General features: G+C 50.3%; 26 protein-coding genes, 1 pseudogene and 1 riboswitch. Of the genes and pseudogenes, 15 read left to right on the plus strand and 12 right to left on the minus strand.

Annotated features, from left to right (window positions below; genetic code table 11):
* The first annotated feature begins 3 nt into the window (after positions 1 to 3).
* From baeR to yegS, 6 genes are all read left to right on the plus strand, one after another.
* Entirely contained in the window at positions 4 to 732 is a 729-nt protein-coding gene (gene baeR, locus R9X49_RS11580) for a two-component system response regulator BaeR (protein WP_319848483.1), read from the plus strand.
* A gap of 39 nt (positions 733 to 771) precedes the next feature.
* Positions 772 to 1,425, plus strand: a complete 654-nt coding sequence (locus R9X49_RS11585) for a Vat family streptogramin A O-acetyltransferase (protein ID WP_319848484.1) — start codon at positions 772 to 774, stop codon at positions 1,423 to 1,425.
* 54 nt (positions 1,426 to 1,479) lie between these two features.
* Positions 1,480 to 2,031, plus strand: coding sequence for a GNAT family N-acetyltransferase (locus R9X49_RS11590; RefSeq protein ID WP_319848485.1), 552 nt, complete (start codon positions 1,480 to 1,482; stop codon positions 2,029 to 2,031).
* 168 nt (positions 2,032 to 2,199) lie between these two features.
* Complete coding sequence (locus R9X49_RS11595) at positions 2,200 to 3,159, plus strand: glutathione S-transferase family protein (protein ID WP_319848486.1); 960 nt, start codon at positions 2,200 to 2,202, stop codon at positions 3,157 to 3,159.
* Between the two features lie 212 nt (positions 3,160 to 3,371).
* Entirely contained in the window at positions 3,372 to 4,733 is a 1,362-nt protein-coding gene (yegQ, locus tag R9X49_RS11600) for a tRNA 5-hydroxyuridine modification protein YegQ (protein ID WP_319848487.1), read from the plus strand.
* 469 nt (positions 4,734 to 5,202) lie between these two features.
* On the plus strand, positions 5,203 to 6,102 hold the full coding sequence (yegS, locus tag R9X49_RS11605; RefSeq protein ID WP_319848488.1) for a lipid kinase YegS: 900 nt from the start codon (positions 5,203 to 5,205) through the stop codon (positions 6,100 to 6,102).
* A 28-nt stretch (positions 6,103 to 6,130) separates the two neighbouring features.
* Here yegS and psiE read toward each other — a convergent pair whose 3' ends face one another.
* The 4 genes from psiE to R9X49_RS11625 all read right to left on the minus strand — a co-directional run bounded on the left by psiE (position 6,131) and on the right by R9X49_RS11625 (position 10,631).
* The gene (gene psiE / locus R9X49_RS11610) at positions 6,131 to 6,538 is read right to left on the minus strand and encodes a phosphate-starvation-inducible protein PsiE (RefSeq protein WP_010305490.1); all 408 of its coding nucleotides are present in this window, start codon (positions 6,536 to 6,538) and stop codon (positions 6,131 to 6,133) included.
* A 276-nt stretch (positions 6,539 to 6,814) separates the two neighbouring features.
* A complete protein-coding gene (gene thiD, locus R9X49_RS11615; RefSeq protein WP_225085381.1) occupies positions 6,815 to 7,618 on the minus strand; it encodes a bifunctional hydroxymethylpyrimidine kinase/phosphomethylpyrimidine kinase in 804 nt (267 codons plus the stop codon).
* Positions 7,615 to 8,409, minus strand: coding sequence for a hydroxyethylthiazole kinase (gene thiM / locus R9X49_RS11620; protein ID WP_319848489.1), 795 nt, complete (start codon positions 8,407 to 8,409; stop codon positions 7,615 to 7,617). Before thiM ends, thiD begins: the two co-directional genes overlap by 4 nt.
* A 36-nt stretch (positions 8,410 to 8,445) precedes the next feature.
* A riboswitch (TPP riboswitch) is annotated at positions 8,446 to 8,542 on the minus strand.
* A 580-nt stretch (positions 8,543 to 9,122) separates the two neighbouring features.
* The gene (locus R9X49_RS11625; protein ID WP_319848490.1) at positions 9,123 to 10,631 is read right to left on the minus strand and encodes an SIR2 family protein; all 1,509 of its coding nucleotides are present in this window, start codon (positions 10,629 to 10,631) and stop codon (positions 9,123 to 9,125) included.
* Positions 10,632 to 11,218: 587 nt separating this feature from the next.
* Here R9X49_RS11625 and ahr point away from each other — a divergent pair.
* The 3 genes from ahr to adhP all read left to right on the plus strand — a co-directional run bounded on the left by ahr (position 11,219) and on the right by adhP (position 14,556).
* Complete coding sequence (gene ahr, locus R9X49_RS11630) at positions 11,219 to 12,238, plus strand: NADPH-dependent aldehyde reductase Ahr (RefSeq protein ID WP_319848491.1); 1,020 nt, start codon at positions 11,219 to 11,221, stop codon at positions 12,236 to 12,238.
* A gap of 153 nt (positions 12,239 to 12,391) precedes the next feature.
* Positions 12,392 to 13,324, plus strand: a complete 933-nt coding sequence (locus tag R9X49_RS11635) for a GGDEF domain-containing protein (protein ID WP_319848492.1) — start codon at positions 12,392 to 12,394, stop codon at positions 13,322 to 13,324.
* Positions 13,325 to 13,545: 221 nt separating this feature from the next.
* Positions 13,546 to 14,556 (plus strand): alcohol dehydrogenase AdhP, encoded by a 1,011-nt coding sequence (gene adhP / locus R9X49_RS11640; RefSeq protein ID WP_319848493.1) that lies wholly within the window; start codon positions 13,546 to 13,548, stop codon positions 14,554 to 14,556.
* A gap of 56 nt (positions 14,557 to 14,612) precedes the next feature.
* Here the strand turns inward: adhP and R9X49_RS11645 are convergent, their stop codons facing one another.
* From R9X49_RS11645 to R9X49_RS11655, 3 genes are all read right to left on the minus strand, one after another.
* Positions 14,613 to 15,431 (minus strand): hypothetical protein, encoded by an 819-nt coding sequence (locus R9X49_RS11645; protein ID WP_319848494.1) that lies wholly within the window; start codon positions 15,429 to 15,431, stop codon positions 14,613 to 14,615.
* Between the two features lie 215 nt (positions 15,432 to 15,646).
* Positions 15,647 to 16,414, minus strand: coding sequence for a sulfite exporter TauE/SafE family protein (locus R9X49_RS11650; protein ID WP_241007282.1), 768 nt, complete (start codon positions 16,412 to 16,414; stop codon positions 15,647 to 15,649).
* A gap of 72 nt (positions 16,415 to 16,486) precedes the next feature.
* Entirely contained in the window at positions 16,487 to 16,873 is a 387-nt protein-coding gene (locus R9X49_RS11655; RefSeq protein WP_319848495.1) for a VOC family protein, read from the minus strand.
* Positions 16,874 to 17,086: 213 nt separating this feature from the next.
* Between R9X49_RS11655 and R9X49_RS11660 the strand changes: the two genes are divergently transcribed.
* Positions 17,087 to 17,989: a LysR family transcriptional regulator gene (locus tag R9X49_RS11660; protein WP_319848496.1), complete on the plus strand. Its 903-nt coding sequence runs from the start codon at positions 17,087 to 17,089 to the stop codon at positions 17,987 to 17,989.
* A gap of 16 nt (positions 17,990 to 18,005) precedes the next feature.
* Here the strand turns inward: R9X49_RS11660 and R9X49_RS11665 are convergent, their stop codons facing one another.
* The gene (locus R9X49_RS11665) at positions 18,006 to 18,779 is read right to left on the minus strand and encodes a DUF3750 domain-containing protein (protein WP_319848497.1); all 774 of its coding nucleotides are present in this window, start codon (positions 18,777 to 18,779) and stop codon (positions 18,006 to 18,008) included.
* Positions 18,780 to 19,259: 480 nt separating this feature from the next.
* On the opposite strand from R9X49_RS11665, the gene R9X49_RS11670 reads away from it, so the two are divergent.
* Complete coding sequence (locus R9X49_RS11670) at positions 19,260 to 20,390, plus strand: linear amide C-N hydrolase (protein ID WP_319848498.1); 1,131 nt, start codon at positions 19,260 to 19,262, stop codon at positions 20,388 to 20,390.
* A gap of 108 nt (positions 20,391 to 20,498) precedes the next feature.
* Here R9X49_RS11670 and R9X49_RS11675 read toward each other — a convergent pair whose 3' ends face one another.
* From R9X49_RS11675 to R9X49_RS11685, 3 genes are read right to left on the minus strand one after another with little or no spacing between them, the layout of a single operon-like run.
* Positions 20,499 to 20,807, minus strand: a complete 309-nt coding sequence (locus R9X49_RS11675; protein ID WP_319848646.1) for a YciI family protein — start codon at positions 20,805 to 20,807, stop codon at positions 20,499 to 20,501.
* A 17-nt stretch (positions 20,808 to 20,824) separates the two neighbouring features.
* Positions 20,825 to 21,451 carry an FMN-dependent NADH-azoreductase gene (locus tag R9X49_RS11680; protein WP_319848499.1) on the minus strand — a complete coding sequence of 209 codons (627 nt, stop codon included), beginning with the start codon at positions 21,449 to 21,451 and terminating at the stop codon, positions 20,825 to 20,827.
* Positions 21,452 to 21,485: 34 nt separating this feature from the next.
* Entirely contained in the window at positions 21,486 to 22,259 is a 774-nt protein-coding gene (locus R9X49_RS11685; protein WP_319848500.1) for an alpha/beta hydrolase, read from the minus strand.
* A 166-nt stretch (positions 22,260 to 22,425) separates the two neighbouring features.
* Here R9X49_RS11685 and R9X49_RS11690 point away from each other — a divergent pair, with 166 nt between their 5' ends.
* From R9X49_RS11690 to R9X49_RS11705, 4 genes and pseudogenes are all read left to right on the plus strand, one after another.
* The gene (locus tag R9X49_RS11690) at positions 22,426 to 23,454 is read left to right on the plus strand and encodes a GlxA family transcriptional regulator (protein WP_319848501.1); all 1,029 of its coding nucleotides are present in this window, start codon (positions 22,426 to 22,428) and stop codon (positions 23,452 to 23,454) included.
* Between the two features lie 105 nt (positions 23,455 to 23,559).
* Positions 23,560 to 25,029: a tetratricopeptide repeat protein gene (locus tag R9X49_RS11695; RefSeq protein WP_319848502.1), complete on the plus strand. Its 1,470-nt coding sequence runs from the start codon at positions 23,560 to 23,562 to the stop codon at positions 25,027 to 25,029.
* A 299-nt stretch (positions 25,030 to 25,328) separates the two neighbouring features.
* Positions 25,329 to 25,672, plus strand: a pseudogene (locus tag R9X49_RS11700) (type II toxin-antitoxin system RelE/ParE family toxin).
* 1 nt (position 25,673) lies between these two features.
* Positions 25,674 to 25,991 carry a helix-turn-helix domain-containing protein gene (locus R9X49_RS11705; protein WP_039538898.1) on the plus strand — a complete coding sequence of 106 codons (318 nt, stop codon included), beginning with the start codon at positions 25,674 to 25,676 and terminating at the stop codon, positions 25,989 to 25,991.
* Positions 25,992 to 26,205: 214 nt separating this feature from the next.
* On the opposite strand, the gene R9X49_RS11710 is transcribed toward R9X49_RS11705, so the two are convergent.
* Entirely contained in the window at positions 26,206 to 26,421 is a 216-nt protein-coding gene (locus R9X49_RS11710) for a helix-turn-helix domain-containing protein (RefSeq protein WP_319848503.1), read from the minus strand.
* Positions 26,422 to 26,540: the final 119 nt, after the last annotated feature.

Consider the following 26,540-nt stretch of genomic DNA (forward strand, 5'->3'; position numbering starts at 1 on the left):
GCTATGACAACCGCACCCGATTTCGCTATGGCGTCACCTATTCTGATCGTCGAAGATGAGCCCAAGCTGGGGCAACTGCTGGTGGATTATCTTCAGGCCGCGGACTACGCCACGCACTGGTTGCCCAACGGCAACGACGTCGTCGACTGGGTGCGGCAGCATTCCCCTTCACTCATTTTGTTGGATCTCATGCTGCCGGGCTGTGACGGCCTGACGCTCTGCCGCACGATCCGCCAGTTTTCTAACGTACCGATTATTATGGTCACCGCCCGTAGCGAGGAGATCGATCGCCTGCTGGGGCTGGAAATTGGCGCCGATGACTACATTTGTAAGCCCTTCAGCCCGCGCGAAGTGGTGGTGCGCGTCAGAACGCTGCTGCGCCGCTGCGGCTGGCAGAACGACGGCGTGAAAGCCGTCGAGAAAACGGAAACGGCCCTATTAATTGATAAAAGTGGCTTTCAGGCCAGCTATCTGGGGCAGAACCTTGACCTGACGCCGGCAGAGTTTCGTCTGCTCAAGACGCTTTCCACCGAACCGGGCAAGGTGTTTTCCCGCGAGGCGCTGCTGGATAAGCTCTACGACGATTACCGCGTCGTGACCGACCGCACCATCGATAGCCACATCAAAAACCTGCGTCGCAAGCTGGAACAGCTGGACGAAGAGACCTCATTTATCCGCACGGTATACGGCATCGGCTATCGCTGGGAAGCCGCGCCCTGCAATGAGGTATAACGCCAATCTCTCTGTGCTGTTATTGGAGCTTATGATGTTATGGAGACCATTTTGAACGGACCCGATCCTGATAACCGCTACCCCATGGCCGGTTTCCCGCAAGTGTGTTTCATCAAGAATATTGTCACCAACCCGAATATTGAAATTGGCGACTACACCTATTATGACGATCCCGGCGGCGCGGAAAACTTCGAGCAAAATGTGCTCTACCACTATCCGTTTCTCGGCGATAAATTAATTATCGGTAGGTTTTGCGCCATCGCGCGTGGCGCAAAATTTATCATGAACGGCGCTAATCATCGGCTCTCCGGCCTGTCGACTTACCCGTTTCAGATTTTTGGCAACGGCTGGGAAAAAGTGACGCCCAAGCCTGGCGATCTGCCTTACAAAGGCGACACGATCATCGGCAATGATGTCTGGATTGGCTATGACGCGCTGATCATGCCCGGTATCCGCATCGGGAATGGCGCTATCATCGCGTCGCGCGCCGTGGTCACCGCCGATGTGCCGGCTTATACGATCGTCGGCGGCAATCCGGCAAAAATCCTCAAAGCCCGTTTTGCGCCAGACGTCATCAATACACTGGAAACGCTGAGCTGGTGGGACTGGCCGATAGAAAAAATCACGCGTCATCTGGATATCATCGCTGCGGGCGATATTGCGGCACTGCAAGCCTGCCATCTTTCCGAATAACCATCTTCTATTCCACACGAATTCATTCCACACGAAAAAGAGGCTTTCACGATAATGACTGCGCTATTTTCCGAAACCACCAAAATCGAAACACCTCGCCTGCTGCTGCGCCCGCTCTACCGTGATGATGCGCCAGCGCTGTTCGTCTTTATGTCCGATCCCGTCGTGATGCGCTTCTGGAACCATCCGCCCTGGCAGCAAATCGAACAGGCGCACGACGCGATTGACGAATACTGGAGCGCGCTATGCGCTGGGCACTATATGAAGCTGGGTCTGGAGGTGAAGGAGAGCGGCGAGCTAATCGGCACCTGCGTACTGTTCAACCTTGAGATTGACTCTAAGCGCGCCGAAATCGGCTACTGTCTGGCGGCGAGTGCGCAAGGCAAAGGCTATATGGCGGAAGCGCTCTCTGCGCTGCGGGATTTTGCCTTTGAAACGGCAGGACTAAGTCGATTGGAAGCCGAAATCGATCCCCGCAACGTGGCGTCAGCCCGCTCGCTGGAACGACTGGGATTCACACAGGAAGGGCTGTTAAAGCAGCGTTGGATCGTCGACGGCGAGGTGTCCGACTCTGCGCTATACGGCCTGCTGGCGGCTAAGCGTTAGCCCCCCTTCCCATACTGGTCAAAAATACTGTCTGACTTAATGAAAATTTTGTCATTTTCTCTTTTCCCAAGGCTGCTACTCTTTTAAGCCTACAATAATAACGGGTATCACCCCGCACACCGTGCGGGACATTGGTCACCTGCAACAGTACGGATAAGGGGAAAATAGATGTCAGGCTTAGTGAATGGCAAATGGGTTAACGGCGATGTCGCGGCGGAAGAGATCAAAAACGGCGCGTTCCACCGCGAAGAAACCAAATTTCGGCAAACCGAGCTGGTGCCAGAAGCGGGGCGTTACCAGCTTTTTGTCTCCTATCTCTGCCCGTGGGCGTCGCGCACGCTGATTTTCCGCAAGCTGAAAGGGCTGGAGAACATCATCTCGCTTTCCGTTGCTAACCCACGCATCGCCGATAACGGCTGGGAGTTTGCCACCCCGCAGGATGCTGGCGAGCACGTGGGCGAGATTCACTACCTGCACCAGTTGTACACCGCCAGCGTGCCCGACTATACCGGAAAGGTGTCGGTGCCTGTGCTGTGGGATCGGGTGGAAGGCCGCATTGTGAACAACGAATCGGCGGACATCATCCGCATGCTGAATAGCGAATTTAACGACCTGACTGGTAATCACCTCGATTTCTATCCGTCAGATCTGCGCGCTGAGATCGACAGCTGGAACGAAACCGTGTACCACAACGTCAACAACGGCGTGTATAAAACCGGGTTCGCCAAAACGCAGGAACACTATAACGACGCCGTCACCACGCTATTCACCACGCTGGACGAGCTGGACGATCATCTGGGCAATCATCGTTATATGCTCGGCGACACGCTGACCGAGGCCGACTGGCGTCTGTTCGTGACGCTGGTGCGTTTTGACGTGGCCTATCACGGTGCGTTCAAGTGTAATCTCAAACGCATTGCCGACTACCCGAATCTGTCGAATTACCTGCGCGAACTGTATCAGTGGCCGGGCGTCGCGGAGACGGTCAATATCAACCACATCAAAGCGGGCTATTACGGTATTGCCTGGCTGAACCCGACGCAGATTGTGCCGGTTGGTCCATTGGTCGATTTGTCTCAGTCCCATAACCGTGAAACGATTGGAAAATCCCGTATCGCCACGCGTTAATACCACGAGATCTGGCCTGTTCCATTAATGGCAGGCCATTCTTTATTTAGGTCAAAAAATTGATTTACGTCAAACGATTGATTTACGTCAAACAATAGGCCCACGTTTCGTGTGTCGTCTACTGCAATTTCCCCCTATTAGCGCTAGAATCCTCCGCCTTTACTGCTCCCGCCGTGGAGCAGCCTGACTTGTGATCAGAATCGAGAGATACCATGTTTAAACCGGAACTGCTTTCTCCGGCCGGTACGCTGAAAAATATGCGCTACGCCTTTGCCTATGGCGCGGACGCGATTTATGCCGGTCAACCCCGCTACAGCCTGCGCGTGCGCAATAACGAATTCAACCATCAGACGCTGGCGCAAGCCATTAACGAAGCGCATGAACTGGGCAAGAAATTCTACGTGGTCGTTAACATCGCGCCGCACAATGCCAAACTGAAAACCTTCCTGCGTGACCTGCAACCCGTGATCGAAATGGGGCCGGATGCGCTGATCATGTCCGATCCCGGTCTGATTATGCTGGTGCGGGAAAACTTCCCACAGATAGATATTCACCTTTCCGTTCAGGCCAACGCGGTCAACTGGGCGACGGTGAAATTCTGGCAGCAGATGGGGCTGACGCGTGTCATTCTGTCTCGCGAACTGTCGTTGGAAGAGATTGCAGAAATCCGTCAGAACGTCCCGGACATGGAACTGGAAATCTTCGTTCACGGCGCGCTGTGCATGGCTTACTCTGGCCGCTGCCTGCTGTCCGGTTACATCAACAAACGCGATCCGAATCAGGGCACCTGCACCAACGCCTGCCGCTGGGAATATAAGGTTCAGGAAGGCAAAGAAGACGAAGTCGGAAATATCGTCCATCAGCACGAACCTATCGCGGTGAAAAACGTTGAGCCCGCGCTGGGCATCGGCGAACCGACCGACAAAGTCTTTATGCTGGAAGAAAGCATGCGCCCTGGCGAGTACATGAGCGCCTTTGAAGACGAGCACGGCACCTACATCATGAACTCCCGCGATCTGCGTGCCATCCAGCACGTTGAACGCCTGACGCAAATGCAGGTGCATTCGCTGAAAATCGAAGGTCGCACCAAGTCATTCTATTATTGCGCCCGTACCGCACAGGTTTATCGCCGTGCCATCGACGATGCTGTCGCGGGTAAACCGTTCGACACAACGCTGCTGGAAACGCTGGAAGGTCTGGCGCACCGTGGCTATACCGAAGGCTTCCTGCGTCGCCACGTGCATGAAGATTACCAGAACTACGATTACGGCTATTCCGTTTCCGATCGTCAGCAGTTTGTCGGTGAATTCACCGGTGTGCGCCGCGATGGGCTGGCGGAAGTCGAAGTGAAGAACAAATTTTCCTGCGGCGACAGCGTGGAGATGATGACGCCAAACGGCAATATTCAATTCACCATCGACACCATGCAGAATGCCAAAGGGCAGCCGACCGATGTGGCACCGGGTAACGGCCATATCGTCTATCTTCCCGTACCGGACGATGTCTCGCTGGATTATGCGCTACTGCTGCGCAATCTGCCGGGCACCACCACGCGTAACCCTAACGCGGAATAAGCCGGTCATACCGCCGGATGTCCCGTACATCCGGCAATGCCTCCCACAAGGCGATCCCTTCCTTATAGCATGCCCCCCTATTATCGACCTTTCTCAACCGCGACTCGGTACATCAACCGCCCGAAGGTATCGTTACAAAGCTCAGGGTTTTTTAACGAATATTAGAAACAGATCACATCAATTCGCTGGTCTTGTGGTTAGTATTGCGTCGCTGAGAAAACATAGAACGAAAAATAAGCGTAGTGATACTACTAGGAACCACCTCCTTGGCCAGCTCAATCTCCCTTGAGCTGGCTTTTCTTTTTCTCTCGCCCACGCATTTTCCCACCGCACACATTCACCGACTCTTCTGATATCTGCCTACCGATTTAGTGACTATGATTAACTGCAACGCTTTTGTATTCACTGCGCTATTTCTGAATTAACGGCCACTGAATTAACGACAACATCGTAGCCAGAGAAATAAGACATGGAAAAAAATCCAATCACACTGCTGATTCTGAACGGGAAGAGCGCGGGCAATGAAGAACTCCGCGAGGCCATTGATGAGTTGCGAAAGGACGGCTATACGCTGCATGTCCGCGTTACGTGGGAATACGGCGATGCTAAACGCTATGTGGAAGAGGCGATCCAGCTCAACGCGGATAACGTAATCGCCGCCGGCGGCGACGGCACCGTCAATGAAGTCGCCGCCGCGTTAGCGGTGCAGCCGGAAGCGGTACGTCCGTGTCTGGGAATTGTACCGCTGGGTACGGCCAACGATTTCGCCACCAGCTGTCAGATTCCGATGGAGATGCACAACGCGCTGACGCTGGCGATCAAAGGCCGCGCCACCGCCATTGATGTCGCCAAAGTGAACGACAGCCACTATTTCATCAACATGGCGACGGGCGGATTTGCCACACGTATCACCACCGAGACGCCGGCCAAGATGAAAGCCGCGCTGGGAAGTGCTTCTTACGTGCTGCACGCGCTCTTTCGCATGGACATGCTGCAAGCCGAGCGCTGTGAGATTCACGGGCCAGATTTTCACTGGGAAGGCGATACGCTGGTCATCGCGGTGGGGAACGGTCGTCAGGCTGGCGGCGGACAGGAACTTTGCCCAGAAGCGCTGATTAACGATGGGCTACTGGAACTGAGCGTGCTGTCGGCAAAAGAGCTGCTTCCCAATATGCTTCAGGCCTGGTTTACCGGCAGCGAAAACCAGAACATGATTTCCGCTACCCTACCCTGGCTGGAGATTACCGCGCCAGACGATATGACGTTTAATCTGGATGGCGAGCCGCTCACCGCTAAACGCTTCCGCATCGAGGTGCTTCCCGCAGCGATTCACTGCCGGCTACCGCCCCAGTGCTCGCTTTTGGAATAGCAGTGCGTTTCGACTATGCCTGTTTCTCCTATTCCCGTTTCAGGCGATTACTGTTTGCCAGGTACAGCGTCACGACCAGCAGCAGAATCGCCGCGGAATAAATCAGCGTATCCGATGGGCTTTTGTGATCAACAATAATCAGGCGAATGATGGCCGTAATGCCGATGTAGATAAAATAGCGCAGCGGGAAGTGATAGCCGGACTGGAAATACTTCACGATCAGCGCAATGAACTCAAAATACAGGAAATAAATCACAATGCCTTCTATCAGCTGATAGGAGGAATCTTTCTCGTTGGAGATCAACAGCACCTTCGCCAGATGGAACGTTTCCTTGACTAAAAAAATCACCAGAATAGTCGCCAGCACCAGCAGGCCGATATTGAGTATCGTCTGAAGCGCCTTGGCAGCCATCGCGCTGCGAGCAGAACCTGCCATATGTTATCCCCACACCCTATTTCACATTAACACCAAGAATTCACAGCAAAGTAACCGGATGCCCCCACACTGTCACGCCGAAATGCGCTTAATTTATCCCGTCATACTTCAAGTTGCATGTGTGTTGGCTTTCCTCGCTCACCCCAGTCACTTACTTATGTAAGCTCCTGGGGATTCGCTGTGTCGCCGCCTTCCTGCAACTCGAATTATTTAGGGCACAGTTTGAAATTACTGGCAAAGATGTCACGCAAAGTACAAGTCAATTTACTTATGGCTTTACCACCAGCGATGGAAATGGTGAACGGGGCCGATGCCGTGCCCGACCTCCAGCGTGTCGGCCTGTTGTAATGCCTGCTGTAAGTAGTCCTTCGCGGCGTAGACCGTCTCACTCCAGCTATCGTGGCGCGGTCGCAGCGCCGCCAGTGCAGCAGATAACGTGCAGCCGGTGCCGTGCGTATGACGGGTATTCACGCGCGGGGAGCTAAAGCGCTGCGGTTCAGCCTGTCGACTGAACAGCCAATCCGGACTTTCCGCTTCGCTGAGGTGACCACCTTTCATCAATACCGCCTGACAGCCCATCGCCAGCAGCGCTTCCCCCTGCTCACGCATTTCCCGTTCGTTGGTGGCCGGTGACGTATTCAGCAGCGCCGCAGCCTCGGGCAAGTTGGGCGTAATCAGGGACACCAGCGGCAGCAGTTCACGACGGATCGATTCCACCGCCTCCGGAGCAAGTAGCGGATCGCCACTTTTCGCCAGCATCACGGTGTCCAGCACCACAAAAGGCACCGCGTAGTGGCGCAGGCGCTCGGCAACCGCGTCAACAATATCGGTCTGCGCCAGCATCCCAATCTTGGCGCTGTCGATACGCACATCGCTCAATACGGAATCCAGTTGCGCCGCGACAAAATCCGGTTCAATCCGGTAAACGGACTGCACGCCGCGCGTATTTTGCGCCACCAGCGCGGTAATGACCGAGGTGCCGTAAGCGCCCAGCGCAGAAAAGGCTTTTAAATCCGCCTGAATACCCGCACCGCCGCTCGGATCGGTGCCCGCAATCGTCAACGCATTGATACGCTTCATGCCAGATCCTCCGCGCGCAGGGTATAGAGTCGATCGAGAAAGTTGGGTATAAAACTGCCTGTGCCTTGCGACACCGAAGCCGCCTGCTGCCCTGACAGCGACATGACATAGCACGCTGCCGCCACGTGCGATAAACGATCCCCCTCTAAAGAACAGAAACCCGCGACCACCGCCGACAGCGCACAGCCCGTACCGACCACGCGCGTCATCATGCTATCGCCACCAGTCACTGCAATATCACGTACGCCGTCCGTGACATAATCCACCACGCCCGTCACCGCAACAATCGTCCCAACCTGCCGCGCCAGTTCGCGTGCAGCAGGAAGCGCTGCCAGCGAGTCATCGGCGCTATCCACGCCTCTCCCCTGTGCGGCTAAGCCCGCCAACGCCATAATTTCAGACGCATTGCCGCGAATCGCCGCCGGCTTCCACGCCAGCAGTTCACGACAGAATTCACTCCGAAAGCGCAAACCACCGACCGCAACCGGATCGAGCACCCACGGCGTCCCCACCTGATGTGCGCGGTTTACCGCCGCTCGCATCGCCTCGGCGCGCGAGCGCTCCAGCGTCCCGACATTAATCAGCAGCGCATCGGCTACCGCGCTGAACTGCGCAGCTTCTTCGGGATCGACCACCATCGCAGGCGACGCATTCAGCGCCAGCAGCACGTTAGCAGTAAAAGATTGCACCACATCGTTGGTCAAACAGTGCACCAGCGGCGAGGCGGAACGGAATTGGGTCAGTGAGGTTGCTGCCTGAGCGGCAAAAAAGTCGGCGGGTCGCGTGTTCATAAGTCTCCCAACCGGCGTGGAAGAAGGCGGCAACCGGTGGGCATACCGTGACTTCCCTACGCTGGCATTATCCAGATCAGGTGGTACGGGTATTTCTCAGCCTTCACAAAGAAGGGCACCCCGAGTCATGTAGATTGTTTCTCTTTAATTTTTGCCAGATTAGGGGAAGTGGCTTGATGATGCAAGCTCGCCTCTATCTCAGGCTATCAGTTCTTCGCACTGTATCCATTAGCACACCAAAGAAACGAAAAAAGAAGCCATTTAGCTTCCTTTGTATTATCCACATCCACCAGTCGACGAGTATCCTCTCTCAGCCAAGTTTACTGTGCCACTAAATCAGACTTTCCGATTTATAAATGTGGTCTGCCCAACAGCCACAAAACTACAACACTTGTTATAATATAGTCATATCCAAATGGTAGCTAACATCGAGTATTGTATATCTAAAATAACACATTAATATTTACAACCATTAAAAACAAAATGAATGATATTATTTTATTGGGATTTCAAAATAAAAAAGCGGTCAAAATCGAAAGTCTTGCATTACTTCACATCGATTAACAAAAGCATCCAGATATCACTTTAAAAATCAACATCGACATTAATATCATATAAAAATGCTCACTGATATTTATTTCACACTCCACCCCAAAAATCAAAATGAATAAATAATTTTAAAAACCTCCACATGGAACATAAAAACAAAATCATCATGCATATTTTTTATAATCGTACACACAGAGTAAACGTCTATAATCAGTCCCTTTTTTATCTGGCATTGAGCGTAAAACCATCTCTACTTCATCAAGTTCAATCATATCATTCCACGCAGACCATATAATGGCATTGATTTTATTTGTACGTGTAATCGATTCATCGAAATATATCTTACTTAAGCTATCATGCTCAGTCTGAACAGAAACCGATAGGCCAACAAGGTACTCGTCAATTTTTCTTATTTGCTGGGATTTAAGAATTTCACATTTATCAAGTTCAGCAAAAATGAGGCAAAAGCCATAGATCGGAAACCATTGTGTGGACGCTATATTAATTTTATCAATGAGCCTCAACAATTGATGGTTGGATTCATCAATAATATCAAAGTAATCCGTCATAAAATTCGATGAATTTTTGTGTTCATATTTTATAGAGTTACTTGAACCAATAACTAATATTTTATCACTATTATTGAGAGAATCTATGTCTTCAGTAATATTTACTTTGATACTTGTACCATCATCATGCACACCAGAGTATATATCCTTAACAATACTTTGAACCTTTCGTATATCCATCGCAGACACAGGTAAATTCAGATTTGATAAAGAACGATAAATCTCAATAAAATCATCCGTTTTTATCTTATTTATTCTGATTGTCGAAAAACCTTCCAAGTCAATATCATGTTCACTTATATCATGAGAATCAGAATCTTTTTCAAACTCAACCAAAAGAAAATTATTTCTAATTTTTTGAGCGGCTAAAGAGTTAGGCTCTACATAGGTGAAAATGGTTTTAAGTAAACTCTTAATATTATCATCACCAATCCCGTAACCCATAAATATAATCGGATTATGGATGAATATTGAGAGCAACTGAGCACGAATTAACTCATATTTATTATCAAAGTGAGAATAATCGTCTTCAGTAATAATGACCTTAGAAGGATCTTTATTACAACCATGTATTTTATATACTGAGCCATAGGGATTACTTAATAATATATCATTCCCTACTAACGGTTCAAAACTGAATACATCCTCTACAAGACAATCATAATTAGTAGTTATAACGGAACCTATATTTTTTCTAATTTTCTTTAACTCTGCTAATTCCTCCCGTTTTTCATCTCTATAATTCAACTCCCCAACCAACCTTGAGATATAAATTTTAAATCGACTAAGATTATTTTCATGTTCCATCTCAGCATAAAAAAAATCATTTATTTCTTTGAATTTACCATTACGATCTTCGCCAAGAGCTTGATTGAAAGCCTTTTCTAATTTTGTAGCAATTAGAGCATAATTATATTTACCATCAACTTGGCATTCAGCTTTAATATCTAAGTAAAACTCATTATTCCCTTTCAGTTCAAAAGCTATATGCTTTAACAATCCATCCCAAGTATGTGAATTGTTAAGATACCTCAAACTGACGCCTGCCCCTATAAAAAGAACAGGATGGTTACGATACTGACCTATAAACTCCCGAATATTCATGTCATCCCCCCGACAGGTAAGTCATAACATTCTATCTTTACTGTAAGGTAAATCAATCATATAGAGTCATAATAGTTATATCTGGCTCAGTCAGTACTCTTAGTTAGTCGCCACGGATAGCCCATGCACTTCTGAGTCATTGATAATATTGATGTTCATATTCCGCCAGTGACATAATGTTCACTCGAGCCATACTGGCACATACTCTTATAAAAATTTCGGTGTAATCAAAAATATCGCTGTGAACTTCTTCACGCGTTCCGTAGATCTGTTTCGTTATCCACTTACACTTTAGCAGTAGAAAGCCTTTACTTATTCACCCTTCATCAACCGCCAGACCTGGTTTACTACACACTGTTGTCCGATGTCACTCGGATCGAGATAGACCTTACAGTAGCAATAACGCAAGCTGACTGGTGCCATTGTGAATGCGGCAGTTGAGGCTCCCACTCGGCTGGATCAAGCACTCGGTAAAGCAAGCCATCGCCCTCCGACACAAAATGAAAAACCACAGGCACGTTGTGACATAGAGAAAAATGCCATAACCCTTTAGACTGGTTAATCAAACCCATACTGAGGAGATTGTGATGACGATGATAAAGAGTTATGCCGCACCGGAAGCGGGCGCAGCGCTGGAGTTGTATGAGTTTGATGCAGGTGAGCTGCAGGCGGAAGACGTTGAAGTTGTGGTTGATTACTGCGGCGTGTGCCATTCCGATCTCTCGATGATCGATAACGAATGGGGCATATCGAGCTATCCGCTGGTTGCTGGGCATGAAGTGATTGGCCGTGTGCACGCGCTGGGCGACGCGGCGAAGAACAAAGGATTAAAGATTGGTCAACGTGTCGGCATTGGCTGGACGGCACGCAGCTGTGGGCACTGCGATGCCTGTATCAGCGGCAGCCAAACCAACTGTCAGCAAGGCAGCGTGCCGACGATCCTGAATAAAGGCGGTTTTGCCGATAAGATCCGAGCGAACTGGCAGTGGGCTATCCCACTTCCTGATTCCATTGATATCGAATCTGCGGGTCCGTTGCTGTGCGGCGGCATCACCGTGTTCAAACCGCTGTTAATGCATCATGTCACCGCGACCAGCCGCGTCGGCGTGATCGGCATCGGCGGCCTGGGACATATCGCGATTAAGCTCCTGCACGCGATGGGCTGTGAAGTCACGGCGTTCAGCTCGAACCCAGCCAAAGAGCAAGAAGTGCTGGCGATGGGTGCCGATAAGGTCGTCAACAGCCGCGATCCGCAGGCGCTGACCGCACTGGCAGGCCAGTTCGATCTCATCATCAACACCGTGAGCGTCGATCTGGAATGGCAGCCCTACTTCAACGCGCTCGCCTATAACGGGAAGTTCCATACCGTCGGCGCGGTGATGAAGCCATTCAGCGTACCGGCCTTCACGCTCATCGCGGGCGACCGCAGCGTTTCCGGTTCTTCTACCGGCTCACCGCATGAACTGCGTTCTCTGATGAAGCTCGCTTCGCGTGCCAACGTGAAGCCGCAGACGGAACTGTTCCCGATGTCAAAAATCAATGATGCCATCCAGCACGTACGCGACGGCAAAGCCCGCTACCGCGTCGTACTGAAAACGGATTTTTAATCGGTAAAGACGCCTGAGCAATCGGGCGTCTGCTTTTTGCACATCAGCTCAGCCAACGTCATTCTCTGGGGTATACCGCTCGGCACTACGATGCTAAATGTATTCAATGGGTTTCATGATAGGATTGAAAGGTGATGCAAGAGGAGATCCGCAATGCCTTTTAAAGAATATGACCACGATTTTATTGATAGAAATAAGAAAGCCTCCTCGTCTGTAAGGCTCGCCCTGTTATTGTCTGCGTCGATCATTATATTCAATCTTTTATTCTTCAAGCACCGTGACTTTCAGGAGCAGTTGCATAATAACCCTGGCTCTTATACCGACTCGATTGCGCTGGTTTTTCTTTTTTTTATCCTGTCCTGTACCAGTAAAATATCACTGAACCATACCTCCGCGTTATCCATTCGCCTCGGGCTGCACGTCTGGATATGCTCAGCCACGTTTGACTTTATGGATGAGTTTATCTATCAGCCCAGACTGGTTGGGTATTATGTTGAGGATTTGCTGAGAATTATTGGTATGTTTGGCGTCGGGTTTGGTGTCTATACCCTGATACAGCAAATCAATAATAAGTATGTCGAAGCCAGAATACAGTCATTCAGCGATGAACTCACACAGCTTCCTAATCGTCGGTTTTTTATTAACGAATTAAAAAAACTCGAAGCGAAAACACCCTATTTATTTATTATCGACATCGACAATTTCAAAGTCATTAACGATAAATATGGGCATACGAAAGGCGACGAAGTATTAAGCAAGTTCGGCCATATTCTTTCCCGTTTCGATAACAGTGAGATCGTCGCAACCCGAATAGGTGGCGAAGAGTTCGCGATTATTCTGTATGCAGGAACGCAGGATCGGGCAGAGAAGCTGGCAAGAGAAGTACTCAAAAATGCGAACAAAATCATTATCAAGAATATGCACCATCTTTCAGTCAGCATTGGGGCCGGTAAAAAACAGCCGCAGGAACCTACCGAACACTTTATGAAACGCGTGGATGTCGCACTTTACCAGGCCAAAAACACCGGTAAAGGCAAAGTGGAATGGGCTTTGGAGCCCAAAGAAAAACCTCAGGACCCCGCATAACCGCTCTCAATAACACGGCCGCACGGACGCGCCGCTCTGTTAATCATCATAAAAACTACTGAAAACGGCATTCCCTCGCCATTACTCGCTCACCAACCACCTATCATTTTGTAACAAAATTAAACACTTCCTGATTAATCAACTTTTCGGCCAGCGTGTACTCTTTTATAGGTAGAACAAAATACATTAACCCCACAACACATTCAGTAAAAGGAAGACGAATGAAAGCAGCCATCGTAACGAAGGATCATACCGTTGAGATTCAGGACAAAACACTGCGCCCACTCCAGCACGGAGAAGCCCTGCTAAAAATGGAATGCTGTGGCGTATGCCACACCGACCTGCACGTCAAAGACGGAGATTTTGGCGATGTTACCGGCATCACGCTCGGTCATGAGGGTATCGGTATCGTCAAAGAAGTGGGCCCTGGCGTAACCTCACTGAAACCCGGCGACCGCGCCAGCGTAGCCTGGTTCTATCAGGGCTGTGGTCACTGTGAATATTGCAATAGCGGTAACGAAACGCTGTGCCGCGAGGTAAAAAACGCGGGCTACTCCGTTGATGGCGGAATGGCTGAAGAGTGCATCGTCGTTGCCGATTACGCGGTAAAAGTGCCGGAGGGTCTGGATTCTGCCGCAGCCAGCAGTATTACCTGCGCGGGCGTGACAACCTACAAAGCAGTGAAAGTCTCGCAAATCAAACCGGGACAGTGGATCGCCATTTATGGTCTGGGCGGATTGGGCAATCTGGCGCTGCAATACGCCAAAAACGTCTTTAACGCGAAAGTCATCGCGATTGATGTCAACGACGCACAGCTGGCCTTTGCTAAAGAGATGGGCGCAGATCTGGTCATCAATCCAGCCAAAGACGATGCCGCCAAGATCATTCAGGAAAACGTGGGCGGCGCGCACGCTGCTGTAGTTACTGCCGTGGCGCGTGCCGCATTTAACTCCGCAGTCGATGCCGTGCGCGCAGGCGGGCGTATTGTCGCCGTCGGTCTGCCACCGGAATCAATGGATCTGAATATTCCGCGTCTGGTGCTGGATGGCATTCAGGTATTGGGATCGCTGGTCGGCACGCGTGAAGATCTGAAAGAAGCCTTCCAATTTGCGGCCGAAGGGAAAGTGAAACCAAAAGTGACGCGTCGCCCGCTGAAAGATATCAACGCCATTTTCGCTGAAATGAAAGGCGGGAAAATTACCGGCCGTATGGTGATCGACCTGTCAATGTAAGCAGCGTTTTACCGATATAAAACGGGATAGCGCAGTGCTATCCCGTTTTTTATATTTTAGCTAAGCGCTTGGGTATTACCGGGGCACACGAGCTGCTTACTTTTAATATGGTACACCTCGACATCAGGACGCGTGAAAAAGGCGATTTCCCACGGGTTCTTGGTGACAAATTCATGGCGCACTTTTTCATAGAGCGGATTGTCGCGCGCGATAATAAACGCTTCCCCTTCAATAAGGGTGTAGTTCCATTCAATTGCCCGCTCGAAGGTATAATGGCTGCGCTCATCCATCGCAAAAAAGCAGTGCGGATTGCGTTTGAGCAGCTGAGATTTAAAGGTTTCTGGGAACGTAATCAGGAAGATATCGTTATCCACCGATGACAGGAACGCCAGCACCGTGGTATGCGGCTGCTCTTCCGCCATCGTAATGAGTACGCCGACCTTATTAGTGAAATCCTGCTTTTCCGTTGGTGGAAAATCGACCATCGGCGTCAGCGGTACCGGCTTTGACGGGCGATTATCTTGTGGAAACTGGTAACCCGGCTCGCGGATATCCAGCACAGGCGTGAAACCGTGCAGAAGCTGACACTCTCTCGGCTCCAGCACCACCCAATCTCCGTCGCTGACGACGACGCGCCCTTTATAAGAGGCACGATAAACCTGAATATTGGCATCAAATTCATCAACCCCGGAGCGGTTATCAAGGTGGATAGTTGCCAGATCGCCAACGGCAAACTCATGCCCGTGTGGGAAAAAAACGCGCAGGCTGTTATCCGCATTGGGATAGACGCCGCAAATATGGATGACCACGCCATCCTGCTTATAACCCGCCAGTACACCGAGAGTTTGCTTTCCTAGATAGCTCACGAGACTCATACATCACGCCTTATTCAGATTGGGCTTAAGAGGGGACGCCGACCCTGCTTCGCTCGGGCCGTTCCAGCAGCGGTAGGAAGCGGAGAAATTATTCACGCTAACCGCATCACTTCCTACCTATCAACGGAGAAAGCGCTGAAAACTTTAGGCCGAATGCCTCTCTATTTAAAGGAATAAATCGGAATTAAGGGCGATATCGATGATGTTTCACGCCATTATTTCAGCACCAGCATGGTGATACCCACGCCGACCAGCACCAGACAAAAGGCACCTCGCAAATAAACGACGGGCAGTTTATGGGCAACCGCGACGCCCCAGGACACGCTGACAATGCCTCCCAACGCCAATGGTAAGCCGATACTCCAGTCAACGTTCCCTGCCTGCGAGTAGGAAAGCAGCGCCGCCAGCGCGCCCGGCACCACCAGAATCAGCGCCATACCCTGCGCCTGCGTTTGCGCAAAGGCAAACAGCGTGACCAGCGCGGGAACCACCACCAAACCGCCGCCAACGGTAAAAATGCCCGACATAAACCCGCTCGCGACACCAAGCAGCGGCAGATATTTGGTCGACAGTACCTTCTCCGGCGTTTGGCTGCGTTTTTTGTTATACCACTGCCACATGTAGTACGCGGCCAGCACCAGCAAGAAAGTGGCGAACGCACGCTGTAGGTTGTGCACATCAATCGATGAAGCAAGGTGAGCGGCAAAGTAGGCAGACCCCGTCGCGAATGCGCACATCGTCAATGCCATGCGCGTATCAATACGGTTACGCTGGCGATAGCGCAGAAAACCAATCAGGACGTTAGGCGTAATCATCACCAGCGCCGTTCCCTGCGCTAGATGCTGATCCATCCCGAAAAGTACGCCCAGAATCGGAATGGCGATAATCCCTCCGCCAATCCCCAACATTCCCCCACAAAATCCCAGCCCAACGCCCAAAAGCAAACACAACACAATATCGCTGAACATCATTAAGCTAAACATAAAAGTGCATGACCTATAAATAACAAGACAATCTGGAGAACCGCGTTTCAGGCTGGTAGACAGACGATGGCTTTAGGATAAATATTCCGCAATTTCAATAAGATTAAGATCGGGATCGCGCAGGTAAATAGAACGGATTGGCTGTGTGGCGCCGGTACGCATCACTGGCCCTTCGGTGATTGGCCAGAGGCAACGCGCCAGATGCGCGATAACCTGCTCAAGCGGCACCGACGCAATCAAGCACAGATCGAGCGACCCCGGCACAGGCAGATGCGCCTTTGGTTCATGCTCGGCTCCACGCAGGTGCACATTGATTTTCTGATCGCCAAAATGAAAAGCGACGCGCCCGTTTGCAAACGTTTCTTCCCGCATTTGCAGCACCTCGACATAAAAATGTCGGGTCGCCGCGAGATCAACGCAGGTCAATACGAGGTGATCGATATGATCGATAAATGGCATTTCCAAGCTCCCTCTTACATCAAACATTTCACATCCTAGGAGTAACAGGGTCTTTTGATAATCACTGAATAGTCAATGACCCTTTCCTGTCAGGAAAACCTTCTGCTGTGCTAAATTACAGCGTGACATAAGAAATGTGTCCGCATGCTGCGCGGTATCAATACGCCGGTAATTGACTTACTTTTCTGCCCTGCTGAGGACGCTCGATACACCATGATTAACCCGACGCACTTTGACCTCCAGTCGCTGCGCATTTTTTTACAGGTTGCCCAGACCGGCAGCCTGACCAAAGCCGCAGAGAAGTTCCACATCACGCTTTCTGCCCTGAGTAAGCGTATCGCCGAACTGGAGCGTACCGTGGACTGTGCGCTGTTTATACGTATGCCGCGCGGCCTGACGTTAACGCCAGCAGGTAAGGAACTGGTGAATCTCGCAGGCAATGTGTTGAGCAACGTGGAGCGCATGGCGAGCGAAATGAATGACTATGCCGTTGGCGTGCGCGGCCACGTACACATGTGGGCAAATACCTCGGCGATTATTCAGTTTCTTCCGCAGGATCTGGCGTCATTCCTGCTGGCCCGACCGCTCATTCGTATTAACCTGGAGGAAAAGCTCAGTAAAACCGTGGTGACGGCGCTGGCGATGGGAGAAGCCGATATCGGCATCTTCGCGGACAATGTCGGGTCACAGGGGGTCGACAAGATCCCTTATCGTCAGGATAAGCTTGTCGTGCTCGTTCCGCCCCAGCACCCGCTTTCCGCACGGTCAGAGGTGAGTTTTAACGACACATTGGGCTACGACTATGTCGGCCTCAATAACGGCAGTTCCTTGCTGAAACAGCTGAAAGATGCCTCGGATGAGCTGGGGAGAGTGCTGCGCCTGCGGGTGCAGGTCAGCAGCTTTGACGGCATTTGTCGCATGATAGAAGCGGGACTGGGGATCAGCGTCTTGCCGGAGGGAGCAATTCGCCCAGAAGTGCTCGGTACCGGATTGCGTGCCATCAACCTCTCCGACGAGTGGGCTTCACGCCAGCTCTGGCTGGGCGTGAAATCCGGCGCGATTCTGCAACCCGAAGTCGCTAATCTGCTGACACACCTGCGACAGTGCGGAACGTAAGAAGGAGATTCTACGCTTAACCTTCTTCACTACCCGTTTTTTCATAGCCGAGACGGCCAACAAAGGGCAAACGCAGCGCTGGCGGGTTCATATCCACGCCCATGTTCAGCCCCAGAATGTTGGCCTCAATCCCCTCTTCAATGCCCATCGTGATACCCAGCACGCCCAGCAGCGATATCTGCACGCCGCTTCCCGACGGCGACAGTCCAACCGGACGCGTGATCGGGCGGTAATCCTTACCAATGGCATTAGCTGGCATATCCAGCTTGAGCGCCGGCACTTCGCGGCCAATATGCGCGAGAAACGTATTGCTATTCGGCCCCGGCCAGGCGTGGTAAGTATTCGGCCACGGATAGCTTTTAATCGCGGCCTCAATCTGCGGGATCATGGCTTCCGCCTTGTCGCCACGGTGCTCCACCAACAGCTTCGGCATCGCCCCGTACCAATACGCATCCGCCGCCGAACGGTTCAGACGGACAACGTTATCGCTCCCCCAGCTCACTACCTCATAACGGCGATATTGGGTTTCCCCCGCCTTCTTGAAAATGATCCACGGATGTACGGCCACTAGCCCGCGCCAGCCGTAGGTCGGTGCAGCATAAACCTGCACGATAGCCGTCTGGCGAAATTGCACAGGATTCGGCGCTAAGCCAGAAGAATCACGCTTGGCAGACCACCAGCTTTGCCCACTAAACGTTTCACCGTTGCGCGTTGACTGCGCCCAGCTTTGCCAAAAAGACAGCAACAGCACACAAATAAACCCAATCCCCAAGAATTTGAGGTACGTCATAGGCCAGTTAGCTCACTGAAAAAGAGGGAACAGAATCGATACGCCTGCGGGCGAGCGCCTACAGTGAAAATCGGTCAAAAAATCATTCCGCCAGTTTACCGCCAGTTGGCGGTAAGGTTAAAGCATTAGGTGAAATGTTGACCTATTTTTACGTTATGTGGGGACTATAGGCGAGAGCCTTCCTTATTCAGACCGCATACCACATTCTATCCCGGATGTTCCGCATGAAACCAATTGCGCTCGGGGATCAGCATGATTTTTATCGAACGCTGAAAAATTTCATCTCAGCAAGCAATATCATGGCGTGTAAAAGAACTTACTATGAAAATAATATACTCAAAAAACATATTCATTAAATAATCAATCAACATTCCTGTATCTATTTTACGATTTTTAACGTCATTAAATAATCGCTGACTATAATCAATGGGCGAGTTCTATTAACGACACACCTCTGGAAATAGAGAACGGAGTAATTAAATGAAAAAAAATAATAAGCATATTAAGTCTACGGTATGTGCACTATCATTAGTCGCATTAACGCTAGGCTCAGCGGTTTCGCTTGCCTGTACACGGCTCGTTTATAAAGATATCAATAATCCTGATTACCCTATTACCGCCCGATCAATGGACTGGGCCGAAGATACGCATACTAATCTCTGGATTTTCCCACGAGAACTAAAACGTTCTGGTGCCGCTGGTCAGTATTCTCTGGAATGGACATCAAAATACGGCAGTGTTATTGCCTCTGCTTTTGATGGCAACGAAAAAATGGCTTCCACAACCGATGGCCTGAATGAGAAAGGGTTGGCGGCTAACGTGCTCTGGCTGGCGGAGTCTGAATACCCTAAAACCAAGCCGACCGCGAAAAAACCGGGCTTAAGCGTCGCCGCATGGGCACAGTATGTGCTGGATAATTTTGCTACGGTCGATGAAGCCGTGAAATCGCTACAACAGGAAAAATTTATACTGGTAACCAAAGACGTACCAGGACAGGATCGCATGGCAACGCTCCATCTGTCCTTGTCAGATTCGTCTGGCGATAGTGCCATTATTGAATACATCGACGGCAAACAGGTTATTCACCACAATAAGGATTATCAGGTAATGACCAATTCTCCAACCTTCGATCAACAGTTGGCGCTGACTGCCTACTGGGATCAGATTGGGGGGAATGTGATGCTACCGGGAACGAATCGCGCGGCCGACCGCTTTGTTCGTGCCTCATTCTATGTGAAAAGTGTTGCTCCTAATAAACTCATTCCAGGGGTAGCAGAAAAAAGTAAAATAGAAAAAGATAAAGCGGACTTAGCCACCGCATTCAGTATTATACGTAATGCATCGGTTCCTTATGGTTATTCCTTACCGGGTATGCCAAACATTGCCTCAACACGCTGGCGCACGGTCATCGATCATAAATCGCTACAGTACTTTTTTGAATCTGCCGTCTCCCCCAATATTTTTTGGGTTGATTTGAAAAAAATCGACTTTGCTCCGCGTGGAGATAACGCCAGCAAATTAGATTTAGGGCCAAACCAGAGCACCATCTATTCTGGCCAAGCTTCAGAGCACTTTAAGCCCGCTACGCCATTTAAATTTGCTGGACTATAAATAATAAGATTATTTACGATATTATTTTTATTCCACGATGATGTTAAAGCGCCATATTCATATGGCGCTTTAATACAGGCATAATAAATAAGGATATCGATAGGCTATTTACAGCACCTTCGCATTCCCTACCCATTCGGCATAGAAATGGCTCGAACAGATTCCAGGTTCGATTGCCTTTATCTCTGTCTTAACTAATCCCAGATTGATGAATGGGTCGTCCGCCAGAATGTCTTCCATGTCAGCACTATCTAACCCGTAGGCTAAAATAAACCCGCCTGTGCCATCGTCCAGCGGACCGGCAAAAATGACATTGCCTTTTTTAATATTATCCGCCAGCCATTTTTTGTGTGTGTCAATACTCTTTTCAAGTTCATCTTTCGGGCTGGTGTAATACAGCGTAATAGCATAGAGCATCATGTCCACCTTAATAATTATTGAACGGCTATGGATGTAATAACGGAATGAATAGAAGATTTCGCATGTTGGATTTCACGATTCTTTATTTCATCCCCTTTTGAAGCCCCTTCCGCGCGGACGAAATGAATATCGGTAATACCAAGAAAGCGGAAAAAGCCCTGAAGATAACGTTCCTGAAAATCCATATCTAAAAAAGGTGGAGCGGTATAAAAACCACCGCGAGAAGAAACCACAATAACCGTTCTTCCCCCAGATAAACCTACCGGGCCTTTTTCCGTATATTTAAAGGTCTTGCCAGCCTGCGCGAGCCGATCCAGCCACGATTTCAATTGGCTCGAGACAGAAAAATTATACATTGGCGCACCAATAACAATCACGTCATTCGCCAGAAACTCCGCGACCAACGCCTCAGATAATTGGTGTTCACGCAGCGTGGCGTCATCTACCAAAGAGGATGCGATTTGGCGAAACCCTGCGGCAATCGGCCCAGTCAGGTGGCGAATTTCATCTTTAACCACGTCCCGATAAGAGACGACGGCATTCGGATGCTGTTTGACTAACTCATTCACCACGTCAGCAGCAATCTGTCGGGAAACGGAACCGTTCTCAAGAATACTGGAGTCTATATGTAAAATGTTCACAATAACTTCTCCTACACTGAGTTTTAAAGCTCACTCATTTAACTGCTTTAGCCGCGCTATCAATAAAATCCGCGACAGCTTCCGGGTGTGACACCAGAGACATATGGCTGGAGGCAATAGTGCGTATCTTTGCACCGATATGGCTCGCGATATCTTTCTGAATAGATGGATTTAATGCCTTGTCATTCTCCGTCAGCAAATACCAGGTCGGTTTAGCTTTCCACGCCGCTTTCTGAACGCGATCGCCAAACGCTTTTGCCGCAATCGGCTGCTGCACCGCAGCCAACGCCTGCGCTTTCTGCAGTGGCACATCGCCCGCCATCACCTCACGATACTGCTCAGGGTTATCCAGCCAAATCAGGCCATTAGCATCCGGTGCCATGCCTTCCATCGGCGCTTTCAAACGCTGCAATAAGTCAGAGACGGACTCCCCGCTGTCTGGCACCAGCGCCGACAAATAGACGATGCCGCGAACCTTGGGATCATTGCCGGCCTGCGTCACGACGGCCCCGCCCCACGAATGCCCCACCAGCAGCACATCGCCCTGCTGCCTTTGCAGCACGCGCTCCGTCGCTTCAACGTCATCCGCTAAGGAAGTGAGCGGGTTTTGCACCGCCGTCACGTGGTATCCCATTTCCTGTAGTCGAGCCGTGACGGCAGACCAGCTGGAGCCATCGGCAAAGGCACCGTGGACCAAAACGATATTGTTAATTTTTGCCGCTTCCGCAACATTGTGAACGCTGGCAGACAGCACCAGACCTAACGCGATAGCCAGATGGCCTAGCCAGTTAATACGGTAATGCGTCATACGCTTTCCTCTGAAAAGGTGATACGGCTGCCGGTTTCCCACGATGCGTTTCATCAGGGGTAGCGAATGGTTGAATGTTAATCGTGGTTGATGCTTGCGGTAAGATGGCAAACTTGACATAGTTCATGCAAAATTCGCCAAATCGTGTCTGGCAGGAAAAATCACTATGCACATCGCCATTCTGGCGCTGCCGGGCAGTATGCAGTCGGCCATTTCCGGGCTTTCCGATATCTTCTGGATGGTCAATCAAGCGCTGATGACACAGCCTGATAACGCCTCTTCCTCCGCCTCACCGCTCTCTTTCGAAACATCTATCATCAGTGCAGACGGCAAGCCAGTGCGTGATGCGCAGGGGAGACTGATTCACGTAGACAGTTCGTTTGACGCAGTGGGTAAGTCGGATGTCGTGCTGGCGACCGGAATGATGCTCGGGCCCGATAAATTACCGATGTCGATGCCATCCGTTAATGAATCCGCGCTGTGGCTCAGGGAGCAATATCGACAGGGCTCGCTGATAGGCGGTGCCTGTGCGGGGGGATTTATTCTGGCCGAGGCCGGGCTGCTGGATGGCCGGTTTTGCACCACAACATGGTGGCTCTACCACACCTTTAAGCAGAAGTACCCAAAGGCCAAACCGGTGTGGGGCAAAGCGCTGGAAGAGCAGGATGGCATCATTACCACCGGCGGGCCGCTGTCCTGGGTCGAGCTTGCTCTGCATATTATCCGCCGCAGTGGCGGGCCTAAGCTCGCAAAATTGGCGGCTGATATCGCCGTGGCGGATAGCCAACCGCTTTCTCAACGTATTTACGCTCCACAGGGGTTCATTAACACCGTACACCCTCTGCTGCTGCGCGCAGAACAGCTCATCCGCTACGAGAATCCGTCAATCACCGCAGAAGAATTAGCGAACGCCCTGAATTTCAGCGACCGAACGCTGCACCGCAAGCTCAAAGAACTCACAGCGGAAAGCCCGAAAAACTTTATTACCCGCGTCAGGATCGAAATGGCCTGCCTGCTGCTTGAAAACCCGATGACCCATATCAAGCAGGTCGCTGCCAAATGCGGTTACAGTGAAGACACTGCGTTCAGACGCGCCTTTTCCCAGCAGATGGAGATGACGCCGACCCAGTTCAGGAAATGGGTGCTGTTGAGGAATAATCAGCAGATTGCGCTGGATCATGAGGATGATGATTAAGTCTATGACTCTGAAAGACACGACTTACGGTAAACCACGGCCTTGCTCGACACCTTTGCTACACATTGCTATTCACTCAGGGAATGAATTAAGGACATAAAATCGATGATAAGGAAAACCGTTATTGCCACACTGATCGGCCTATCGGCAGTATCCATCAGCCAGGCAAATGACAAGGTAGATACGCTCTACGAACGCCTCACGCAGCAGGATGCGACTGCATTAACCGCGTTGACGACATTAGCGAAAGACAACGATCCGCAGGCATTGAGCACGCTGGGGTTCATCTATGAATACGGCATCACCGTCCCGCAAAATACGACGCAAGCGCGCCAGTATTATCAGCAGGCCTGTGAAATAGACGGCAATTTTGGCTGCTACAACGTCTGGTATTTTTATCAATATGGCAAAGGCGTGACGCAGGATAAAGCACTCGCCAAACAGTTCGCAGAAAAAATGAACCGAACCGATCTCAAAATGAGTGCTGAGGTCATAAACACAATCACCCGCTCTATTTATAACGCTAAAGCCGCTGCGGAACGCGATATATCGGATCGCCCCCGCTTGATTCAGGCAGTAAAAAGATACTTAAGCAGCAGCGACGATGAAACTCAGCTTTTCTTCAGCCGTATCGGTTTTAGCCAGCAGGATATTCTACGGCTAGCCATAGCCTGGGCAAAGGATGGCGATCCAGCAATGAATTTCCTTGTCGGCCATCTCTATAACTTTGGCTATGGCGATATTGAAAATGAAAATATCGAAGCCCTGAAATGGTTCCGTATCGCGGCAGAGGGCGGTCAACGGGATGCCCAGAATATACTCGGTCTGGCATACGAAGAAGGAAGATGGGGCGTTAACATTGACGGAGATGAAGCGCTTAAATGGTATGAACGTGCAGCCAGCCAGGGAGATAACACTGCGCAGATGAATCTGGGGAGGATGTATTACACTGGATTACGAGTCAGAACCAATTACCAAAAAGCCTATTCACTGTTCGAACGGACTTATAAAAATAACGTTCGTAATGCCGGCAACTATTTATCCCAGATGTATTACAACGGGCAGTATGTTGAAGCAGATTGCCATCAAGCCAAAAAATATTACGAAGAAACGGCAAGAAAACCAGACAATAATTATTTTCGTCAGTGTGAGAAAGATAAAAAAGAGAGAAAGGCAACGCACAGTGAATTACCGATCTTAACGTTAAAGCATGAATCAATCTTCCTCGGCGGAAAGGACACCCCGTATCAATGCGAGCTTAATTTCTCTATCAATACGAATAAATTAGGCGAAGTCGCTAATTTTCGCGCCACGCTGCAACTCAGAAACAGCGAGGGCGCATCCACCGAACAGACGCTCGCTTTCCCTGTGTTTGGGGCCAATAGCCTTGATGCCGAAACAATTGGAGAGCAATACATCGTGTCCCGCAAATCTACACTCATACCGATATACCAATCCGGTTTTTGCCAGTTCAGCGATCTGAAATTTCAGGTCACCTCCGCGACCGCCACGATTAACGGCGAGGAGGTCGACGTGCTTAAGGCGGGGATTTTAAAGCAACAGGAAAAGCGTTAGCGCTCAGGATTAATGCTCGATTATCCATACTGATAGCCCAGAGGTCTGGGCTATCAGTATCAGCGCATTTGCCAACGTGGTTACAGTTCGTTCTCATGCTCAAAGCGACATCATCGCGATGATATCAGCATGACTCTGTCATATGGCAGAATCATATAAACAAAGCGCCAGTAAACTATGGCGCTTTCTCGTTTATCTCCCCTGCTCCCTGCGCTCATTTCAATCTTACCGCTGCTAGGCATCGTTCATTTCCCATGCTAAATTATACCCATATAGATATAAACGCATGGATCGCGCTAATGAAATCACTCTACTGGGTTGGCAGTAGCAAAAAGGATCTCCAGTCGCTACCTGCAGATGTGCAGGATGTGTTCGGTTACGCACTTCATGTGGCTCAGACTGGTGGTAAGCACACTCAAGCAAGCCGCTTAAAGGTTTTGGTGGTGCAGGCGTATTAGAAGTCGTTGAGGATTATATCGGCGATACTTATCGCGCAGTCTACACCGTCAAATTTGGAGAAGCGGTATACGTTCTACATGCTTTTCAGAAAAAATCGTCATCTGGAATTGCAACACCAAAACCCGATATGAACACCATTCGTGAACGTCTTAAAACCGCAGAAAACCATGCAAAAGGAGCATAACATGAGCCAGGATATTGAAGTCAGCAGCGGTAATGTATACGCCGACCTTGGCAACTTGCATGCTGAAGATATGTTGGTCAAAGCGCAGCTTGCCACCCTGATTAGCTCAATCATCAAAAGCCGCCGTCTCACACAGGCAGAAGCAGCGAAGCTATTGGGCATGCCCCAACCAAAGCTATCCAACCTATTGCGTGGCCAATTCAGGGGAATCAGTGAAACCAAAATGTTGGAATGCCTTACGAAGCTGGGACGCGATATACAGATCGTTGTAGGGAAGCCGCGCCGCACGCCGGGCAGCGTTAAAGTCGTGTTTGCGTGATTTCATTGTACGATAAGACTTACGATTTGTATGAAAAAGCGCCATAGAGGAATGTAATGCCGATCGTTTAAAGATCGAGATACCGGGGGCTACCACGGTGCGAGGTATCCCTGCGGGAACCTCATCACCGCGTTTCCCCCTAAATCCATGTTTAAGTGAACAACATTACATCGAGGAATAGCGCTTTCACCTTTTTCTACCCTACTCCCTGCCCTCATTTCATGCCTGAATAACGCGACGGCCAAATCTCTTCTGGCCTTTTCCCCATAGCTTCGGCAATCAAGCGCTCGCCTTTCGGCCAGTGTCTGGTGAGCGCATTCGCCAGCGTGGATGACGCCAACCCCGCCGCTCTGGAAACCGCCGCCAGCGTCGTCCCTTTCTTCCGCAATCCCGCGATGATATCCGCCGGGTGCCAGTCAGTGTGATTCATTCCATTGCTCTCCACTTATCAAAAAGCATTTTGATTTCCGAGTGGTTAGGATCGCCTTTTGTGATGCGTAAGACCACGGACGATGAGTCACATCTTTAATGGGTTAGATTATAACTAGA

The organism is Pectobacterium carotovorum (assembly GCF_033898505.1).
Lineage (GTDB): Bacteria > Pseudomonadota > Gammaproteobacteria > Enterobacterales > Enterobacteriaceae > Pectobacterium > Pectobacterium carotovorum_J.

Coding starts and splice junctions, on each gene's coding strand:
- baeR (WP_319848483.1), top strand. CDS start 4: ATGACAACCGCACCCGATTTCGCTATGGCGTCACCTATTCTGATCGTC.
- R9X49_RS11585 (WP_319848484.1), top strand. CDS start 772: ATGGAGACCATTTTGAACGGACCCGATCCTGATAACCGCTACCCCATG.
- R9X49_RS11590 (WP_319848485.1), top strand. CDS start 1,480: ATGACTGCGCTATTTTCCGAAACCACCAAAATCGAAACACCTCGCCTG.
- R9X49_RS11595 (WP_319848486.1), top strand. CDS start 2,200: ATGTCAGGCTTAGTGAATGGCAAATGGGTTAACGGCGATGTCGCGGCG.
- yegQ (WP_319848487.1), top strand. CDS start 3,372: ATGTTTAAACCGGAACTGCTTTCTCCGGCCGGTACGCTGAAAAATATG.
- yegS (WP_319848488.1), top strand. CDS start 5,203: ATGGAAAAAAATCCAATCACACTGCTGATTCTGAACGGGAAGAGCGCG.
- psiE (WP_010305490.1), bottom strand. CDS start 6,538: ATGGCAGGTTCTGCTCGCAGCGCGATGGCTGCCAAGGCGCTTCAGACG.
- thiD (WP_225085381.1), bottom strand. CDS start 7,618: ATGAAGCGTATCAATGCGTTGACGATTGCGGGCACCGATCCGAGCGGC.
- thiM (WP_319848489.1), bottom strand. CDS start 8,409: ATGAACACGCGACCCGCCGACTTTTTTGCCGCTCAGGCAGCAACCTCA.
- R9X49_RS11625 (WP_319848490.1), bottom strand. CDS start 10,631: ATGAATATTCGGGAGTTTATAGGTCAGTATCGTAACCATCCTGTTCTT.
- ahr (WP_319848491.1), top strand. CDS start 11,219: ATGACGATGATAAAGAGTTATGCCGCACCGGAAGCGGGCGCAGCGCTG.
- R9X49_RS11635 (WP_319848492.1), top strand. CDS start 12,392: ATGCCTTTTAAAGAATATGACCACGATTTTATTGATAGAAATAAGAAA.
- adhP (WP_319848493.1), top strand. CDS start 13,546: ATGAAAGCAGCCATCGTAACGAAGGATCATACCGTTGAGATTCAGGAC.
- R9X49_RS11645 (WP_319848494.1), bottom strand. CDS start 15,431: ATGAGTCTCGTGAGCTATCTAGGAAAGCAAACTCTCGGTGTACTGGCG.
- R9X49_RS11650 (WP_241007282.1), bottom strand. CDS start 16,414: ATGTTTAGCTTAATGATGTTCAGCGATATTGTGTTGTGTTTGCTTTTG.
- R9X49_RS11655 (WP_319848495.1), bottom strand. CDS start 16,873: ATGCCATTTATCGATCATATCGATCACCTCGTATTGACCTGCGTTGAT.
- R9X49_RS11660 (WP_319848496.1), top strand. CDS start 17,087: ATGATTAACCCGACGCACTTTGACCTCCAGTCGCTGCGCATTTTTTTA.
- R9X49_RS11665 (WP_319848497.1), bottom strand. CDS start 18,779: ATGACGTACCTCAAATTCTTGGGGATTGGGTTTATTTGTGTGCTGTTG.
- R9X49_RS11670 (WP_319848498.1), top strand. CDS start 19,260: ATGAAAAAAAATAATAAGCATATTAAGTCTACGGTATGTGCACTATCA.
- R9X49_RS11675 (WP_319848646.1), bottom strand. CDS start 20,807: ATGCTCTATGCTATTACGCTGTATTACACCAGCCCGAAAGATGAACTT.
- R9X49_RS11685 (WP_319848500.1), bottom strand. CDS start 22,259: ATGACGCATTACCGTATTAACTGGCTAGGCCATCTGGCTATCGCGTTA.
- R9X49_RS11690 (WP_319848501.1), top strand. CDS start 22,426: ATGCACATCGCCATTCTGGCGCTGCCGGGCAGTATGCAGTCGGCCATT.
- R9X49_RS11695 (WP_319848502.1), top strand. CDS start 23,560: ATGATAAGGAAAACCGTTATTGCCACACTGATCGGCCTATCGGCAGTA.
- R9X49_RS11705 (WP_039538898.1), top strand. CDS start 25,674: ATGAGCCAGGATATTGAAGTCAGCAGCGGTAATGTATACGCCGACCTT.
- R9X49_RS11710 (WP_319848503.1), bottom strand. CDS start 26,421: ATGAATCACACTGACTGGCACCCGGCGGATATCATCGCGGGATTGCGG.